The organism is Cedecea davisae DSM 4568 (assembly GCF_000412335.2).
Lineage (GTDB): Bacteria > Pseudomonadota > Gammaproteobacteria > Enterobacterales > Enterobacteriaceae > Cedecea > Cedecea davisae.
This window is the reverse complement of record NZ_KE161030.1, coordinates 3,015,668-3,033,820: the sequence shown is the minus strand read 5'-3', so window position 1 is coordinate 3,033,820 and position 18,153 is coordinate 3,015,668. Positions and strand designations below refer to the sequence as shown.

General features: G+C 49.5%; 13 protein-coding genes. 8 read left to right on the top strand and 5 right to left on the bottom strand.

Translation table 11 applies throughout. The features are described 5' to 3' along the window. Positions 1–204: 204 nt before the first annotated feature. Together HMPREF0201_RS13785 and HMPREF0201_RS13780 are read left to right on the top strand one after the other, a co-directional pair. The gene (locus tag HMPREF0201_RS13785; RefSeq protein WP_016537335.1) at positions 205–4,452 is read left to right on the top strand and encodes a hypothetical protein; all 4,248 of its coding nucleotides are present in this window, start codon (positions 205–207) and stop codon (positions 4,450–4,452) included. A gap of 70 nt (positions 4,453–4,522) precedes the next feature. After that, on the top strand, positions 4,523–6,781 hold the full coding sequence (locus HMPREF0201_RS13780; RefSeq protein WP_147293946.1) for a hypothetical protein: 2,259 nt from the start codon (positions 4,523–4,525) through the stop codon (positions 6,779–6,781). A 135-nt stretch (positions 6,782–6,916) separates the two neighbouring features. Here HMPREF0201_RS13780 and fghA read toward each other — a convergent pair whose 3' ends face one another. Then, a complete protein-coding gene (gene fghA, locus HMPREF0201_RS13775; protein ID WP_016537333.1) occupies positions 6,917–7,753 on the bottom strand; it encodes an S-formylglutathione hydrolase in 837 nt (278 codons plus the stop codon). 377 nt (positions 7,754–8,130) lie between these two features. On the opposite strand from fghA, the gene folE reads away from it, so the two are divergent. The 6 genes from folE (at position 8,131) to mglC (ending at position 15,058) form a co-directional block, all read left to right on the top strand. Beyond that, positions 8,131–8,796 carry a GTP cyclohydrolase I FolE gene (folE, locus tag HMPREF0201_RS13770; RefSeq protein ID WP_016537331.1) on the top strand — a complete coding sequence of 222 codons (666 nt, stop codon included), beginning with the start codon at positions 8,131–8,133 and terminating at the stop codon, positions 8,794–8,796. An 18-nt stretch (positions 8,797–8,814) separates the two neighbouring features. Next, complete coding sequence (gene yeiB, locus HMPREF0201_RS13765) at positions 8,815–9,972, top strand: DUF418 domain-containing protein YeiB (protein WP_016537330.1); 1,158 nt, start codon at positions 8,815–8,817, stop codon at positions 9,970–9,972. A 122-nt stretch (positions 9,973–10,094) separates the two neighbouring features. Then, positions 10,095–11,150 carry an HTH-type transcriptional regulator GalS gene (gene galS / locus HMPREF0201_RS13760; protein ID WP_039898461.1) on the top strand — a complete coding sequence of 352 codons (1,056 nt, stop codon included), beginning with the start codon at positions 10,095–10,097 and terminating at the stop codon, positions 11,148–11,150. Positions 11,151–11,433: 283 nt separating this feature from the next. Beyond that, complete coding sequence (gene mglB, locus HMPREF0201_RS13755; RefSeq protein WP_016537328.1) at positions 11,434–12,432, top strand: galactose/glucose ABC transporter substrate-binding protein MglB; 999 nt, start codon at positions 11,434–11,436, stop codon at positions 12,430–12,432. A gap of 74 nt (positions 12,433–12,506) precedes the next feature. Beyond that, positions 12,507–14,027, top strand: a complete 1,521-nt coding sequence (gene mglA, locus HMPREF0201_RS13750) for a galactose/methyl galactoside ABC transporter ATP-binding protein MglA (protein ID WP_016537327.1) — start codon at positions 12,507–12,509, stop codon at positions 14,025–14,027. A 20-nt stretch (positions 14,028–14,047) separates the two neighbouring features. Next, positions 14,048–15,058, top strand: coding sequence for a galactose/methyl galactoside ABC transporter permease MglC (gene mglC, locus HMPREF0201_RS13745; protein ID WP_016537326.1), 1,011 nt, complete (start codon positions 14,048–14,050; stop codon positions 15,056–15,058). A gap of 46 nt (positions 15,059–15,104) precedes the next feature. Here the strand turns inward: mglC and sanA are convergent, their stop codons facing one another. From sanA to HMPREF0201_RS13725, 4 genes are all read right to left on the bottom strand, one after another. Then, entirely contained in the window at positions 15,105–15,818 is a 714-nt protein-coding gene (gene sanA, locus HMPREF0201_RS13740) for an outer membrane permeability protein SanA (RefSeq protein WP_016537325.1), read from the bottom strand. 131 nt (positions 15,819–15,949) lie between these two features. Then, positions 15,950–16,837, bottom strand: a complete 888-nt coding sequence (gene cdd, locus HMPREF0201_RS13735) for a cytidine deaminase (RefSeq protein ID WP_016537324.1) — start codon at positions 16,835–16,837, stop codon at positions 15,950–15,952. Between the two features lie 128 nt (positions 16,838–16,965). After that, on the bottom strand, positions 16,966–17,661 hold the full coding sequence (locus tag HMPREF0201_RS13730) for a CidB/LrgB family autolysis modulator (protein WP_016537323.1): 696 nt from the start codon (positions 17,659–17,661) through the stop codon (positions 16,966–16,968). Next, entirely contained in the window at positions 17,658–18,059 is a 402-nt protein-coding gene (locus tag HMPREF0201_RS13725) for a CidA/LrgA family protein (protein ID WP_016537322.1), read from the bottom strand. The genes HMPREF0201_RS13730 and HMPREF0201_RS13725 overlap by 4 nt, the downstream gene beginning before the upstream one ends. Positions 18,060–18,153 lie beyond the last annotated feature (94 nt).

The window sequence follows — 18,153 nt, the reverse complement described above, 5'->3', positions numbered from 1 at the left end:
TAATTATTAGATGATGTGAGATATGGCACAGGAAGTGTCTTTTTATCCGGGGTTCATAACAAATTATTTTAATTAGTTTTAATCGAGTGCCTGATTCGATGATGTTTCATAGATGCTGATGTTTCTGTGAATATATTTTTATGCGTGTATTAAGGACATTTCATGCCTTGCGTTAACTTGACTATAAATAACCAAAGAAAACCAATGGAAAATGAAAGCTTATCTGTTGTTTCCGAAGATATCACACCGGATACGGAGATACAGCCTGGGATTTCAGCTACCGGGCATGAGGATAAGGCTGGGGACGAGCTGGCCGAATTGAGGGCTCGTTTGCAGGCTATGATCGGCGGCTATCTGCCTGAGTTTTATGAATTCCGGCGAACGGGCTGTAATATTCTGTATCCCAAACCAGTCGATATCGAGGCATTACAGGCGCGAGTCAACGCAATGCAGGTACCGGCATTTATGCAACCGCAGCAGAAACATCTCGAGCAGGCCGCTGGCGCTTTTCTGGACCGGTTTAGATTATTTCGAAAAGAGAAGACGTGGCACAATAACGCGCTTGATTTCATCAAGTTTCGCCTGGCGATAAAAGACGCTGGCTGGGATTCACCGCAAGCTCGGGATGACAATGAAGCACTAAAATATGCCAACCGCATGAGCAGTCATCTCTCGGGTACTCTGCATCTTATTAGCCTGCTCAGCAGCACGGAACAGCAGATATCGTGGGAGTGCGCGCGGCAAACAAGTTACGATGAACTCCTCAGAGCGCTCCTCCCGATAGACACCGAAGATCATCACAATCAATATTCCGCTCAAACCCGTGGCAACTTGACTAAAAATCATCCGGACAACATAAAATTTAATGCCATCGTGAACTCAGTCACGCTGGATGAAAGAATGGCCCGTGAGGTATTGAGTAGGGAACTCGAGGGGCTATCGGGAATATTACTGAGTGATATTGTTCTCACCAGATGTTATGCGGAAAAGGCAGAGGGGAAAACTGAGACTCAAAGGATCGCTCGTGACATCCTGACGCTCTGCCGGATCCTTCAGGGTATTATCGAAAGCATCCAGTACGAAGGGAAGTATATACGGCCCCCACCTGGCGGGGCGCTCGTCGGGCATAGATCATCCCGACAGAGGGAAACTCTCACCTTCACTGAAACGATAAAAAAAGAGTTGGTTACGTCCTGGAAAACCGTGCGTATACACGTCCAGGAATATTCATCAACTCTTGGAATGGTGACCGGTAAGATAGATAAGAATGCACAGCGTATACTGCATAAACATATTAACGACTCAAACTCTCTTTATACACATACTGCCAGACGTAACATAAACGAAGCTATCTTTCGGGTCGGAATAATACTGCTGGATAAAATTCAGCAAACCACGGCCGATATACATAAAACCAGACAAACCTGTCACCCATTACAGCAGGCCATAACGCATTACGATGGGCTCAGGCGAATGTTATCTGATATGCCGCCCAACGCCATTCTGGATGCCAGGCTGTGTGCTGAATCTGAAAAGTGGCAGAACAAAATAGAAGAGTTAAAAAAATCGCTGCGGCGTAGGTGCCAGGAAATAACAACGCTGGCCGAAGAGAATATAAAACAAAAATTTCTGTCAGCTTTAAGAGATGAATTGAACCAGGCTCCCGGGGTGATGGCATCAGACAGCGTCATCAGTGATTTTGATACGCAGATAAAAGAGGTCGTTGAGATACTGGCCAGCATTGATAAGGAGATGAACCAGGCGCTGTTACCTCTCCTGGAGCGTGGAGAGGCCGGATATAAAGAGCTGCACGAGTACACCGTAAACGGGTTACAACGCCTTAAACTTATAAAAAACAATCTGAAAACCAGCCTCATAAAAGCCACTGGTCGGTCGATTAACAACTTTTCTCGCCAGGGAATGCTGGCCAGGAGGATGGGCGAATGGAGCGAAGCGGAAAAGCAACGTTATCTGAGTCGTTTTTCTGAAGAAGACCGGACTGCCTCTGAAAAAGCCTATGACAGTTTATTTCTTGAGCTCGTTCAGCACTACCTTCCCTTATTATCCGGAGAGTCCGATCCTGAAGGGAATCGGCTTCTTCAGAGGCTGCGGCTCGAAATGGGTAATGCAGCCAAAGGTATCACCTTTTACCCTGCAACGATGGACGAAATCATCGCCGGAATGAAGAGTCGCAATCAGGTAATAAGAGGCTGGGCGGGAAGAAAACTGGTCAGAATGGTCTTTCTGGCAGCCTGTCTGGAGGGGATTAATCTAATACCGAATCTGGCCGCACTACCGCTGCGCATGGGGATTAAATTTGCTATTACGGGGGCAAAAGTAGCGTGGGCTGCCCGCAAAGGGCGGCAGGGAATACGCGGTGGTGAGGGAGATATCAGCGATGGGGTAAGGGAATACGCCAGGCAGACTTACAAAACGGCGGCCCTCAAAGTCATGCTTTCACTGCCTCCCGGACTGACCACTCTGCTGGGCGTGAGCCTGGTGTGTTTCGATATTTACGAGGGGGGACTGGAAGGGGCAGGGAAAAAAATTGCGAAAAATATTGTAGGAGAAGCGCCGTGGCGTGCCCTGGATGCGGGAAGCAGAACAGCTGTAGTCGCTTATGCCACAGCACTGGTGGACGCCGCTGTGAATGGCGTGGAACCTGTGAGGCGGCCAGCGGCTTTACCGCCACAAAAAGATACTGATTCGTGCTCTGAAAACCGTAAACATAATACTGCTTTAGGCAGGGCCAGAAATAAGAGAGCCCTTGCCGCCGGGGATCAACATGAGGAGTATGCTGATTTTGAGAAGACCCTGAAGTTTAGCAACTTCTCTGATGATAAGAAAAAAACGACTTATTTGTATGGTATTAAATATGCGTTATTTAAAATAGAAAATGATGAGAGGTTACCGAGGGAAATCAGGCGTAATGCCTATCTTGCTCGTATAGGTGCTACACTTTCAGTCCCTGTTGATATATATAAATACAAACTTAATAACACATTTTTACTGCCTGATTCTCCTGGCTCTAAATCCGGAATGCTTATTCGTCTGGATTCGGAAGTGCTTTACTATTATGTCAGGAAAGGAGAGGATCTTTTACCGGATATCAAATGGGCAATGCCATTCGATGCAAATGAGTGGAGAAACAAAGAGATTCCATCTATTGGTGGACATGCTTATAGTCCTTTTTTCAATGGTTTTAGTTTTGTTAATGATATAAGGGATGGGGTAATTAGTTTTGATAGGTTTTTTAATTATAATAAATCAGAGGCGATAAATATTAATGTTCTCGCTACATTACTTGAAAAGACCATAACTGAGGACTATAAAAATAAATCAGCGGTGATTGATAACAAAAAGCTGGTTAATAGGGCGATCCTTGGGGCTCAAATTCCTGATCAAGAAGTAAGTGTGACCGAGGTGAAATACCGCCTTGAATTTGACTGGGGTAATTTAAAACCAGAGGAATATTTAAGATCATTTTCACGTCCTTTTGCGACACTCGGCGGGCAGATGCAGCTAATACTCAGCAATATCGAAGGGGAGACTTTACAGCAGAAAGAACAAAACATAATTCGGGCCGAGTATATAGGCACATGGGTTGACGTCACTTCCGATGTAGCCGCTGCATTTACACCCCTTGGGCTTGCTATTGGTTTGGCTCAAACAGCTGCGGGTATTGGTGCTGATGTGTTGGAACATAATCCCCCTGATATATTAAATATTATGTCTTTAATTTTGGGGGCCATTCCTGATGCGAAAGTTGCAGCTAAATTAGGAAGATTCAGCCACGTTGCAGGCGATTCAGTGAAATATGGTTTGATGGTTGGAAAAAAAGTGGTGGATTTGCTTGTTGTGGGTAAAAGCATTAAGGCCGCGGAAGAGAGCGGAGAACCACTCGCTATTTACCAGGCATTTATAGCCAGTGGCTTAAGTATCAGGAGTTCTTATCATATGGCAAAGCATATATCTTCAGCGCTGAAGTTCTCCAAAAAAATGGAGGAAAGCGGCACGCTGAAAGAACTTGAAGCACTCCAAAGTAATCTGCCAGAATATTCAGTAAGGTCGGACATGCCATTCCGTACCGTCATGATCGGAAAGACAGAGGTATTAACAAGAATAAACAAGGGGCAAGTAGAGATATGCAGAAACGGTAGATTTCTCATAGAAAAAGGAAATGAACTCCACCTGGCAGCTTACAGGCTGGAGAATGCCCGCAGGGTGCGCGAATCCGCTAAAAATAAGATGCCTGTGTTTCAGGCTTATTCACCATCAACAGAATATCCGCCGGCACAGGAAGACAATGCCCGGGAAATGCCATATTCAGGTTTCTCCGGTAGCCGAGAATTAACTTTTGAAAAAACTACCCATCATCAAATAAGTCTGAATAAAATAACCAAGTTTGTGCTTACCAGAAAATTTAAAAAATGCCAGAGCGAGCACTTTTGATAATGTTTCTTTAAAGTTCAAGAAAAATGATGAGTTCACTGTTGCCAGTAATATGTCTTTCGGGAGAAAATTGACTGAGAATATATCTATCGAGTCTATGAGTATATCGATCAATGATATGGAGAAAAAGGCCTTTGACTTAGTAGAAAACATTAATAAGTATACGGGAAAAGATAAGGAAGATGTGATCAATAATCTCGTTGTAATCCAGCGTGGGTTAGTGGATGCAAAACGTATAATCGATTCTCCTGATACTGATTATAATTCCGTGTATGTTTTAACTAAAACAGGGGAATCAAATGAATTGGTAGAAAATCATTACGGGTTGGCAGTTTTTCGATATGATATTAATAATTCCGATCTGCACCTGGATTTCTTAATGGCACATCCCTACGTTGTTATTAATAAATATCCTGCAGTCGCGGATTTTCTCACTAATAATGGATTGATTTCTAAAGAGCAACTGCATAAATATAACATAAAAAATGTAGCTCGGTTTCTTGGCACTAAAGCGATATGCAGTGAACTTGAGAGTTATGATGCGATTCCCGGAGAGCACGTTAAGACATTTTCATTTAATGGTGTTAATCCAATAACTCAAAGCATCGGCTATCAACTTGACAGTTTTTCTAAATTCTTCTCTAAGAAAAGCACTCATAATATTCTTGATGAACCTGATTACAGCGACGAGTTGGAAAGCCCGGCGACTACCTCATCAGTTATTCACGATTATTATCAGAGCCTGGAAATACTAAAATCTCATGTAAGAGATTCATTCGCATCTGTCAAACCTGTGGAAACAATATCTCCCGAAGCCGCGGAGGCTACTATACAGAAAATTATGCGGGACTACGATGCAGAGATATTATCTGAGAAAATTACCGATGGCCTGGAACACCCGGATGAAGAGGTAAAAGCGTTTTCTGGGGAAGTTATTACTTCTGTTAATCACGCCTATGAAAAAGTATCTAAAGTAAAAGCACTTTTTGATGAAGCTGAAATCAGTCCTGAAATTAAGGCTGATCTAAAGGGATTGCTTGATGAAGCCACTGGACTGAATGATGATGTACTGGTTAATATTGATAAAAAAGATATTTCTGCCATATCTGACATGGTTTATGCCAGATTTAAAAATAACATCGACAAAATACATTGCTTTCTTTCAGAACAAAAGACATCTAATTATGATGTTTTTGTTTTATATAGATATCGGCAACCTGATTTATCTAATGTTCAGGCCATTGCGTTGCCCTATGACAGCAAGAAAAGAATCATGGTAGCTATGTTGCCGCAGGATAAGCGTCGAGGCGGATTAGTTGACACAGTAGTCCATGAGGTTTTACATAATGCTGCTACTACATTGGATCATACTTATATTGGAGATCTGCGTGCTAAAAGAGGTTCATTTCCTTCCTCATTTGAGTTTTCAGCCCGTAAAACAGAGCATTTTATCGAAAATAACCAGTCAAAAATTGATAATATAAGATATGCTTTAGATTTACCCCGAAGTATTATGCCAACCGAAAGACAACAACAGATCGCACGCGCAGTTTTACACAACAGCAAGCTTATTAAAGCCGATACCCTTCTGAATGCTGCGGAATACAATGCATATATGATTCATGTTTTAAGTGGGGCCAGAGTGGAAGGCTTGAATATTAAGCTTGAAGATGAGTTGTTGAGAAGTAAACGCTCGGTTGATGAAAGTTATAGTTTGCTCAACCATATAGTTATGGTGGCTTTATTGAGCGTTAGCCTTCCCAGGCATCATATTGAATTCAATCAGACTATCTTCAATCTTGCATTAGAGTTTTTTTTAAAACAGGATACGGAAACACCACCCGATGTTAATTTTTTGCCTTATCTTTCAGCATTTGAAGCGATGACAAAAAAACATGAGATTACTTTGCGACAGGTGCGTGAGTTAGAAGAAGAACAGTCCGGAAAACCAGGCGATCTGCTGGCGAAAGCTAAATGTCAATATGCCGTTTTGGCATATATATCCAGGCCAGAAGAAATTAAATTGCCGATTGATGTAATGCGAAATAGGCTTGTTCGGTCAAAGGAGGAAATGCTTGATGCTTATCAAAAGGAGCTGCAAAGAAACATAGATATTAGAAAACAGTTGGCAAAGGCCATTCTGGATAATTATCGAATGAATAGAGATAACTCTTCAACTGTAAGTCCAGAAATACAAACAGCTGCGGAAAGTAAAATCACTGATTTGCGAATTAAAAATACGGCTAATGTTGATTTGATGTTTCAGCAATCACGCAAGCTGAATTTGCTTTCTGAAAAGCTTTCATTGTGGGATAAAGCTTTCATCTAAATGTTTTTGCTGTGGCCTGAATGAAGCTGGAAAAGATGCCAGTCATTATCGCCGGTGCCCGTCGGGATGATTTGGGTGTTGCATATCTGGGGTCTAAACACCTTAACCATCCCGGCAGGAAGAGGAAATAAAGAACTAGCCCAGCAAGTGCTCCGCGTGGAACCGCAGATGGTCCTCAACAAAAGTGGCAATAAAATAGTAGCTGTGGTCGCAGCCTGGCTGAATGCGAAGCGTTAGCGGCCAGCCTTTCTCCTGCGCGACCTTTTCAAACTCTTCCGGGCGTAACTGGTCGGCCAGGAACTGGTCGTCATCCCCTTGATCGATAAGTATCGGCAGTTTTGCCGACGCCTCTGCTTTACTCAACAGGCAGCAGCTATCCCATGCCTGCCAGCGCGATTCATCGTTACCGAGATAGGCCCTGAAAGCCTTCTGCCCCCAGGGTACGCGAGTTGGGTTAACAATAGGCGCAAACGCTGAAACCGAGCTGAAACGCCCCGGATTTTTCAGCGCCATTATCAGCGCGCCGTGGCCGCCCATCGAATGGCCGAAAATTGAAGACTTTTCACTGACGCTGAAGTTATCCGCAATCAGCTGCGGCAGCTCGTCTCGCAGGTAGTCGTACATGCGGAAGTTTGCCGCCCATGGCTGCTCGGTGGCGTTGAGGTAAAAACCTGCGCCCTGGCCTAAATCGTACCCGGCATCATTAGGCACGTCTTCGCCACGCGGGCTGGTATCCGGCATCACCAGCACTATACCCAGCTCTGCCGCGACCCGCTGCGCGCCCGCTTTGGTGGTGAAGTTTTCGTCGTTACAGGTCAGGCCGGAGAGCCAGTAAAGCACCGGTGGGGGCGTGTTGCTTGCAGGCGGCGGAAGAAAAATACTGAATGTCATCGGGCAGTTAAGCACGTTGGACGGGTGGCGCCAGCGCTGCTGCCAGCCCTCAAAACATCGGTGTTCTTCCAGTAATTCCATCCAGAGGCTCCTTAAAAGTATTCAATAGGTATGATTGCGGGCAAAAGTGAAAAGTGTGTTTTTCCCTCTCTGTAGCGATTGGCCGAAATTCAATAAACTGATTTCCCTCGTTTATTTTTTATGTTTCCGGACATTTATTCTTTCGCCTGATGTTTTTCAACAGTCTGTTATGAACAACTTTCACTTCACCTGAGTCTAGCCATCCCGCATTATGGCCGCAACGGTATTGTTCCCATCCGAACGGTCGAACAACGGTATTAACGATTTCAATAATTATGCCCGGCACTACTGGATTCTGAGTACGTGCTGCCGCACAATGTGCGGACACTTTGCCCCATGAAGGGCAGAGGTCAGCCACACCTGCAGGAGAAAACAGCATGTCATCACTCTCAAAAGAAGCCGCCCTGGTTCATGAGGCGCTGGTTGCGCGCGGTCTGGAAACGCCGCTGCGTCCACCGTTGCGTGAACTGGATAATGAAACCCGCAAAAGCCAGATTGCCGCACATATGACGGAAATCATGCAGCTGCTTAATCTCGATTTGAGCGATGACAGCCTGATGGAAACTCCGCATCGCATCGCTAAAATGTATGTCGATGAGATTTTCTCCGGCCTGGATTACGCTAACTTCCCGAAAATCACCGTCATTGAAAACAAAATGAAGGTTGATGAAATGGTGACCGTGCGTGATATCACCCTGACCAGCACCTGCGAGCATCACTTTGTGACCATCGACGGCAAAGCGACCGTGGCGTATATCCCAAAAGAGACCGTTATCGGCCTCTCTAAAATTAACCGCATTGTGCAGTTCTTTGCCCAGCGTCCGCAGGTTCAGGAGCGTCTGACGCAGCAAATCCTGATTGCCCTGCAAACCCTGCTTGGCACCAATAACGTAGCGGTTTCAATTGATGCAGTGCATTACTGCGTGAAAGCGCGCGGCGTTAAAGACGCAACCAGCGCCACCACCACGACTTCGCTCGGCGGCCTGTTTAAGTCGAGCCAGAATACGCGTCAGGAATTCCTGCGCGCAGTGCGCCACAGCTAACATCTCAGGCAGGTATCCGTGGAGAGAAATGTCACCCTGGACTTCGTCCGCGGAACCGCCATTCTTGGTATCCTGCTGCTTAATATTGTCGCCTTTGGCCTGCCGAAGGCGGCCTATCTCAATCCTGCCTGGTACGGTTCAATCACCTCGCGCGACGCCTGGACCTGGGCGGCGATGGATCTCTTTGCCGAAGTTAAATTCCTGACCTTATTTGCGCTGCTGTTTGGGGCCGGGCTGCAAATGCTGCTGGCTCGCGGTTCGCGCTGGATCCAGTCGCGCCTGACGCTGCTGGTGCTGCTTGGATTTATCCACGCTCTGCTGCTGTGGGACGGCGATATTCTTCTGGCTTACGGCCTGGTGGGGCTGGTGTGCTGGCGTATGATCCGCGATGCGCCCGGGCAAAAACAGCTGTTTAATACCGGCGTCATGCTTTACCTCACCGGGATTGGCGTGCTTTTGCTGTTAGGGTTTATCTCCGGCGACGCGGCCAACCGTACCTGGGTGCCGGATGCGGCCAACCTGCAATACGAGCAGTGGTGGAAGCTTGGCGGTGGCAAAGAAGCTATCAGTAACCGCGTGGATTTACTCTCTTCCAACCTGGTTGCGCTTGGCGCGCAGTACGGCTGGCAGCTGGCGGGCATGATGCTGATTGGCGCCGCCTTGATGCGCAGCGGCTGGCTCAAAGGTCAATTTAGCCTGCGTCACTACCGGCGCTGCGGTATTACTCTTATTGCCGTCGGCTTGGGGATTAATCTCCCGGCGGTGGCCGCTCAGTGGTGGCTTGCCTGGGATTACCGCTGGTGTGCGTTGCTGTTACAGGCACCGCGAGAGCTAAGTGCGCCGTTTCAGGCGATTGGCTATGCCGCGCTGGCGTGGGGGTTCTGGCCGCAGCTGTCACGTTTGAGGCTGGTAGGCTGGATTGCCTGCGTCGGGCGCATGGCGCTGAGCAACTATTTGCTGCAAAGCGTCATCTGCACCACGCTGTTTTACCGCTTTGGCCTGTTTATGAAGTTCGACCGCCTGTCGCTGCTGGCTTTTGTCCCCGCAGTCTGGGCGGTGAACCTGCTGCTGTCGGTATTCTGGCTGCGTTATTTCCGCCAGGGGCCGGTTGAATGGCTGTGGCGGCAGCTAACCGCTCGCGCATCAGGGCAGACGCAAAGCGGTACTCAGAGATAATGATATTCGTCACAAAGGTTAACGAATTGTATGTAACCGCTTTCATCCCTGTGATCGACTTCACGCCGCACTGACCCCCGCTCGCCGCAGAATAGCCACCTTGCCTAAAACAGGGTGTACCTATGAGACCGACTCCCCCAACGCCGATAACCATTCGTGACGTTGCCCGTATCGCCGGGGTTTCAGTAGCGACAGTATCCCGAGTATTAAATAACAGCGCGCTGGTCAGCCCGGAAACGCGCGAAAATGTCATGCAGGCGGTAACCGAGCTGGGCTACCGTCCTAACGCCAACGCACAGGCGCTGGCTACTCAGGTCAGCGACACCATCGGCGTGGTGGTGATGGACGTTTCCGATCCTTTCTTTGGCGCACTGGTCAAAGCGGTGGATATGGTTGCCCAGCAGCATAATAAATATTTGCTCATCGGCAACAGCTACCACCAGGAAGAGAAAGAGCGCCACGCCATTGAGGTGCTGATTCGCCAGCGGTGCAGCGCCCTGATCGTACACGCCAAGGCGCTGAGCGACGAAGAGCTTGCCTCCTTCCTGGAGCAGGTGCCGGGCATGGTGCTGATTAATCGCCTCGTCCCCGGTTACGCCCACCGCTGTGTCTGCCTCGATAACGTCAGCGGGGCGGTAATGGCTACCCGCATGCTGCTCAACCAGGGGCATTCGCGCGTCGGCTACCTCGCCTCCAGCCATCAAATTGAAGACAACGACCAGCGGCATCAGGGCTGGCTTCAGGCGCTGGCGGAGCAGGGCATAACGCCCCCGGACAGCTGGGTCGGCACCGGCACGCCGGATATGCAGGGCGGAGAAGCGGCAATGGTTGAGCTACTGGGCCGTAACCTGCAATTGAGCGCTATCTTCTCCTATAACGACAGCATGGCGGCCGGGGCGCTTACCGCCCTGAAAGATAACGGCATTATCGTCCCTCAGCATGTGTCGATCATCGGCTTCGATGATATTCCCATCGCTCGTTACACCGATCCGCAGTTAACGACCGTGCGTTATCCGGTCGTTTCTATGGCGCGGCTGGCGACGGAGCTGGCGTTACAGGGCGCGGCAGGTACGTTGAATCGTGATGTAACGCACTGTTTTATGCCGACTTTAGTTCGCCGCCACTCGGTGGCCGTGAAGCAAAATGTGGCGTCGATCACTCTGCTGCCAAAGAGTTAGATGTAACCGGTTTCAATCTGTGAGTAAATTCACAGTTAATTAACATTGCGCTGACTATTATGTCAGCGTTTTATCAGCTGAAACGCAATGTAACCGTGACTACTCACTTTTAGCAGCGCGATTAGCCAAAAACGACCATAAAAAACGCAGTATTGGATTGTTACCGAACACGGAAGCGCTTTTTTTTAGGATAACTTCGGCATTCAGTAACTTTTTATTAACATTACTGTCCTGCCTGGTTTCGAACCCGAACTACCCTGCAAAATAAAAAACCGGAGATACCATGAATAAGAAGGTTTTGACCCTGTCCGCCGTGATGTCCTGCATGCTGTTTGGTGCCGCAGCCCACGCCGCTGATAGCCGTATTGGCGTGACTATTTACAAATACGACGACAACTTCATGTCAGTGGTGCGTAAGGCGATTGAGAAAGACGGTAAAGCCGCACCAGACGTTCAGCTGCTGATGAACGACTCCCAGAACGACCAGTCAAAACAGAACGACCAGATTGACGTTCTGCTGGCTAAAGGCGTTAAAGCGCTGGCTATCAACCTGGTTGACCCGGCCGCTGCCGGCACCGTGATTGAAAAAGCACGCGGGCAAAACGTACCTGTTGTGTTCTTCAACAAAGAACCATCCCGCAAAGCGCTGGACAGCTACGACAAAGCTTACTACGTCGGCACCGACTCTAAAGAGTCCGGCATCATTCAGGGCGACCTGATCGCTAAACACTGGGCGGCTAACCCGGCGTGGGATCTGAACAAAGACGGCCAGGTGCAATTCGTTCTGCTGAAAGGCGAGCCGGGCCACCCGGATGCAGAAGCGCGTACCACTTACGTTATCAAAGAGCTGAACGACAAGGGGCTGAAAACTCAGCAGCTGCAGCTGGATACCGCAATGTGGGATACCGCTCAGGCTAAAGACAAAATGGATGCCTGGCTCTCCGGCCCTAACGCTAACAAAATCGAAGTGGTTATCGCCAACAACGATGCGATGGCAATGGGAGCTGTAGAAGCGCTGAAAGCCCACAACAAAACCTCAATTCCTGTGTTCGGCGTAGATGCCCTGCCGGAAGCTCTGGCCCTGGTTAAGTCTGGCGCAATGGCCGGGACCGTGCTGAACGATGCTAACAACCAGGCTAAAGCCACCTTCGATCTGGCGAAAAACCTTGCCGAAGGTAAGCCAGCGGCAGAAGGCACCAACTGGAAAATTGAGAACAAGATTGTCCGCGTACCTTATGTAGGCGTGGATAAAGATAACTTGGCCCAGTTCGTCGGCAAGTAAGTCATACCGTTTTATCCGGGCGCGGGTCCCTGCGCCCGGTTTCAGACCGGCTACTCAGCGACACAGGTATAACTATGGTCGATAATAATTCAGCTACGTCGTCGGAATTTTTGTTGGAAATGACCAACATTAATAAATCCTTCCCCGGCGTTAAGGCACTGGATAATGTTAATTTAAAAGTTCGTCCACACTCTATTCATGCCCTGATGGGTGAGAACGGTGCGGGGAAATCGACATTATTAAAATGCCTTTTTGGGATCTACAGCAAAGATTCCGGCAGTATCCTTTTTCAGGGAAAAGAAGTTAATTTCAGCAGCACTAAAGAAGCGCTGGAAAATGGTATTTCTATGGTGCATCAGGAACTTAACCTGGTATTACAGCGTACCGTAATGGACAACATGTGGCTCGGGCGGTACCCGACCAAAGGCGTGTTTGTCGATCAGGATAAGATGTACCGCGATACCAAAGAGATTTTTGATGAGCTGGATATTGATATCGATCCGCGAGCCCGCGTCGGGACTTTATCCGTTTCTCAAATGCAGATGATTGAAATTGCCAAAGCTTTCTCCTATAACGCCAAAATCGTTATTATGGATGAGCCAACATCGTCCCTGACGGAAAAAGAAGTTAATCATCTCTTTAAAATTATTCGCAAATTAAAAGATCGCGGCTGCGGGATTGTTTATATCTCCCATAAAATGGAAGAAATATTCCAGCTGTGCGACGAAATTACGATATTGCGTGACGGGCAGTGGATTGCCACCCAGCCGCTGGAAGGGCTGGATATGGACAAAATCATCTCCATGATGGTTGGTCGTTCGCTGAACCAGCGTTTCCCGGACAAGTCCAACGTGCCGGGTGAGGTTATTCTTGAAGTTCGCAACCTGACCTCGCTGCGCCAGCCTTCTATTCGCGATATCTCCTTTGACCTGCACCAGGGCGAAATCCTCGGCATTGCCGGGCTGGTCGGCGCGAAGCGTACCGATATCGTGGAAACGCTGTTTGGTATCCGTGAGAAGTCAGGCGGCACCATTAAGCTGCACGGCAAAAAAATCAATAATCACAACGCGAACGAAGCGATAAACCACGGTTTTGCGCTGGTGACGGAAGAGCGTCGCTCGACCGGGATCTACGCCTATCTGGATATCGGCTTTAACTCACTCATTTCCAATATTCGGAATTACAAAAACAAGGTCGGGCTGCTGGATAACACCCGCATGAAGAGCGATACCCAGTGGGTTATCGACTCGATGCGTGTGAAGACGCCGGGGCACCGTACTTCTATCGGCTCGCTCTCGGGCGGAAACCAGCAGAAGGTCATTATTGGCCGCTGGCTGCTGACCCAGCCGGAGATACTGATGCTCGATGAGCCGACGCGCGGCATTGACGTTGGCGCTAAATTCGAAATTTATCAGCTGATTGCCGAGCTTGCCAAAAAAGGGAAAGGGATCATTATCATTTCGTCCGAGATGCCGGAATTGTTAGGGATTACAGACCGTATCCTGGTAATGAGCAACGGGCTCGTGGCCGGAATTGTAGACACCAAAACAACAACGCAGAACGAAATTTTACGTCTTGCGTCTGTGCACCTGTGATGATTTAGGGGCTATTAAAAATGAGTGTGTTAAATAAAAAGAGTTTTCTAACTTATCTAAAAGAAGGCGGCATCTATGTAGTGCTGCTGGTGCTGCTGGCAATTATTATTTTCCAGGACCCGACATTCTTAAGCCTGCTGAACCTGAGTAACATCCTTACCCAGTCCTCGGTGCGTATTATTATCGCGCTGGGCGTAGCGGGGCTGATTGTGACCCAGGGTACAGACCTTTCCGCCGGGCGCCAGGTTGGCCTTGCGGCGGTTGTTGCGGCGACGCTGTTGCAGTCTATGGATAACGTCAACAAAGTGTTCCCGGATATGCACACTATGCCTATCCCGCTGGTGCTGCTTATCGTCTGTGCGGTTGGCGCGGTCATCGGCCTGGTGAACGGGATTATCATCGCTTACCTGAACGTGACGCCGTTTATCACCACTTTGGGCACGATGATTATCGTCTACGGTATCAACTCCCTGTATTACGATTTCGTCGGCGCTTCACCGATTTCCGGCTTTGACTCTCACTTCTCTACCTTTACCCAGGGGTTTATAGCGCTGGGCAGTTTCCGCCTCTCCTACATAACGTTCTACGCCCTGTTTGCGGTGTTCTTCGTTTGGGTGCTGTGGAACAAAACCCGCTTTGGTAAAAACATTTTTGCCATCGGCGGTAACCCGGAAGCGGCGAAAGTGTCCGGCGTAAATGTCGCGCTGAACCTGATAATGATTTATGCCCTGTCCGGCGTGTTCTACGCCTTCGGCGGGATGCTGGAAGCGGGGCGTATCGGCTCGGCTACCAACAACCTGGGCTTTATGTATGAGCTGGATGCGATTGCGGCGTGCGTGGTGGGCGGCGTGTCGTTTAGCGGCGGCGTGGGTACGGTAGTGGGGGTAGTAACAGGCGTAATCATCTTTACGGTTATCAACTACGGCCTGACCTATATCGGCGTGAACCCGTACTGGCAGTACATCATCAAGGGCGGGATCATTATCTTCGCCGTTGCGCTGGACTCCCTGAAGTACGCGCGCAAGAAGTAATAGTTCCCCGCAGGCTAATCCTCTCCCGGAAAGGGAGAGGATTTTTTTATTTCTTCTTCTGTAATTCCAGCAGCTGCTCCGGCGTCACAGCCGGGTAACCCTGCGCATCTTCCGGCACTTCCTGCTGCGACGGAATCGGCACCAGCGGGCCGAGGAAACGAGGCTCCCGCTTGAACAGATACAAATCCGCCAGAGCGCCGAGGCGTGCGCCAAACTCGCGAACGCGCACCGTCAGCATGTTTTTCGGCGAAGGCACGGCATAACACTGCGCCTGAATCCCCATATGCTGGGCGATAAATAGCGCACGCTCGCAGTGAAAGCGCTGGGTAATGATGATGAAATCGTTGGTATCAAACACTTTGCGGGTGCGAACGATAGAGTCCAGCGTGCGGAAGCCAGCATAATCAAGCACGATATCCGCCGGATCAACGCCGCCGGCAATCAGGTCTTTACGCATCGTCATCGGCTCGTTGTAGCTTTGCTGGGCGTTATCCCCGCTCAGCAGCAGATAGTTAACTTTCCCGCTGTTGTACGCGTTCAGCGCGCCCTGAATGCGGAACAGGTAATACTGATTAATCACGCCGGTGCGGTAATACTTGGCTGTGCCCAGCACAACGCCGACCTGGCGGTAGGGCAGGTCCTGGAGTTCATCATAAACGTAGGGGGCGGTTTTCCAGCTAATCCAGCGATCCAGCCCGAGCGCAGCCACCAGCGTTAAGCCAATAAGCACCAGCAGGCCGTAAAACACTCGCTTCAACATTAACTTGCAGACTCTTTCGCGGGGTGAAATTTCATCCAAGGCTACTTTACCAGGCCCTCAAGAGCAAGAAACGCGGGTTCGGTTGGGGCAAATTTCAACAATGCGGGTGTGGGTACACCCGCAGAGGAGGATTATTGGCCGAGCAGGAAGCGCTCAATGTTGTTGCAGCCCAGCGCTTTCAGGGTTGCGGAAGTGGCGTCCCATTGCAGCAGAGGGGCATCGGCTTTCTCAGCCAGAACGGCGCGCTGAATGTCCGGGTAGTCGTAACCGTTAAGCGAAAGCAGGTTCAAAGCGGCCTGTAGCGGCGGTAAAGACGGGTTGAATGCGGCGTTTTCGGCATAGCTGCCGGTAAAGATTTTACCATCGCGCATTTGCAGCGCTACGCCAGCCGGGGCCTTGCTATAAGGCGCGTGGCTGCGGTTTGCTGCGGTAATTGCGGCCTGCTCAAGCGCGTCACCCTTAAGCGCAAAGCCGTGGTTTTCTTCGTCCAGCAGCAGGGTTTTAATCTCAAGGTCACGCGGGCCGAAGGCGTCCGGCAGATAGTCGCCAAGGGTTGAAGCCTGGCGGCCCGGGAGATGAATGCGTAGCGCAACGCCGCTGTTCAGCTCGTTCATAAACTGGCGGCAGTGGCCGCACGGCGTGTAGTTGACGGTGATATCAACCAGGCCTTTTTCACCGCGCATCCAGGCGTGGGTGATGGCGCTTTGCTCTGCGTGCACGGTTTGCTGCATGGTGGCACCAAGGAATTCCATGTTGCCGCCGAAATAGAGATTACCGCTAACGCCGCGCGCAACGGCACCAACGTTAAAATGCGAGAGGTCAGCGCGGGCACAGGCTGCGGCAAGCGGGAGTAAAGCAAACGCCAAATCGTCATCGCCAAGCCCGGATTGATGTTTCAGCGCTTCCACTTCTGCTGCCGTAAACATCGCCGGGAAGTGTTCATCGGCAAGCAGCGGTTGCAAAGCGGATTGCAGCGCAGCAGGGAGCTGCGCAAAAGCAGCATCAAAACGTGAACGCATGTTTAAGCCTCATAACAGGTAACGGGAACCTAGTTTACGGAACTGATGGGGCTTAATATGTGATCTGTATCTCATTAATAATGCAACGTATGCAATGAAAAATACAATTTCGCGATCTGTTGCAGGTTTTAGCCAAAGAGTTTCAACAATACCGGGAATAAAAACGGTGCGATAAGGGAGGTCATTACCCCGCAAATCACCAGCGCCAGCGAGCTAAAAGCGCCTTCCTGGAAGTCGAGTTCGGCGCAGCGAGCCGTACCCAGCGCATGTGAAGCGGCCCCCATAGACAGCCCGCGAGAAGCTTTAGTCTTGATGCGCATCAGGTTCAGCAGCGTGTGGCCGAACACCGCACCCAGAATGCCGACGAAGATAACGCAGACTGCGCTAATCGCAGGAATACCACCGATGCCGCCGCCAACGGCCATGGCAATTGGCGTGGTTACTGACTTAGGCAGCACCGAAGCGGCGATTTCCGGCGAAGCGCCCATCAGCAGCGCGATTGAAGTCCCGGTGGTCATCGCCACCATGCTGCCGATAAAGCAGATGGTAATAATTGATTTCCAGCGGGCGCGGATCTGGTGGATTTGCTCATAAAGCGGAAAGGCGAGCGCCACAACGGCGGGCTGTAGCAGGTCGTTAAGCACCTCGCTGCCTTTAAAATAATGGTCGTAGGGAATGCCGGTTACCAGCAGCAGCGGAATAATCACCACCATACAAACCAGCAGCGGGTTCAGCAGGGGAGACTGCACGCGGGCGGCAAGCTTGCGGGCGGCAAAGAAGACGATAAGCGTCAGCGGCAAGGACCACCATATATAATGCATCATTTGTTATCTGCCTCGCTTTCGCCAACCACTTTTCTTTCGCCGTGAACCAGGTGCGAACTCCAGCTCACAATCACCAGCACCACCAGCGTGCTGATTAAACAGGAAATGACCACCGGGCCGAACTGCGCCTTCAGCACGTCGTAATACTGCATAACGCCCACGCCGATGGGGACAAACAGCAGCGCCATATAGCGAATCATCAGGTGGCAGCTGGGTTTTACCCATTTCGCCGGTAGGATTTGCAGCGACAGCAGCACAAACAGAATTAGCATGCCGATAATGCTGCCGGGAATGACGATGGGCAGCAGCGAGGCGACAAAAATGCCTGCATATAAGCATAAGTAAATTAAGACAAAAGAACGAAGATACTGCCAGATTACCGTGAACGAGTTACGCATAGAGGTTACCCTTTAAGAAACGCATTCATCATACAATTAAACCCAAATATGTGCTATCCATCACATCATGAATTATCAGCATAACAAATATTCC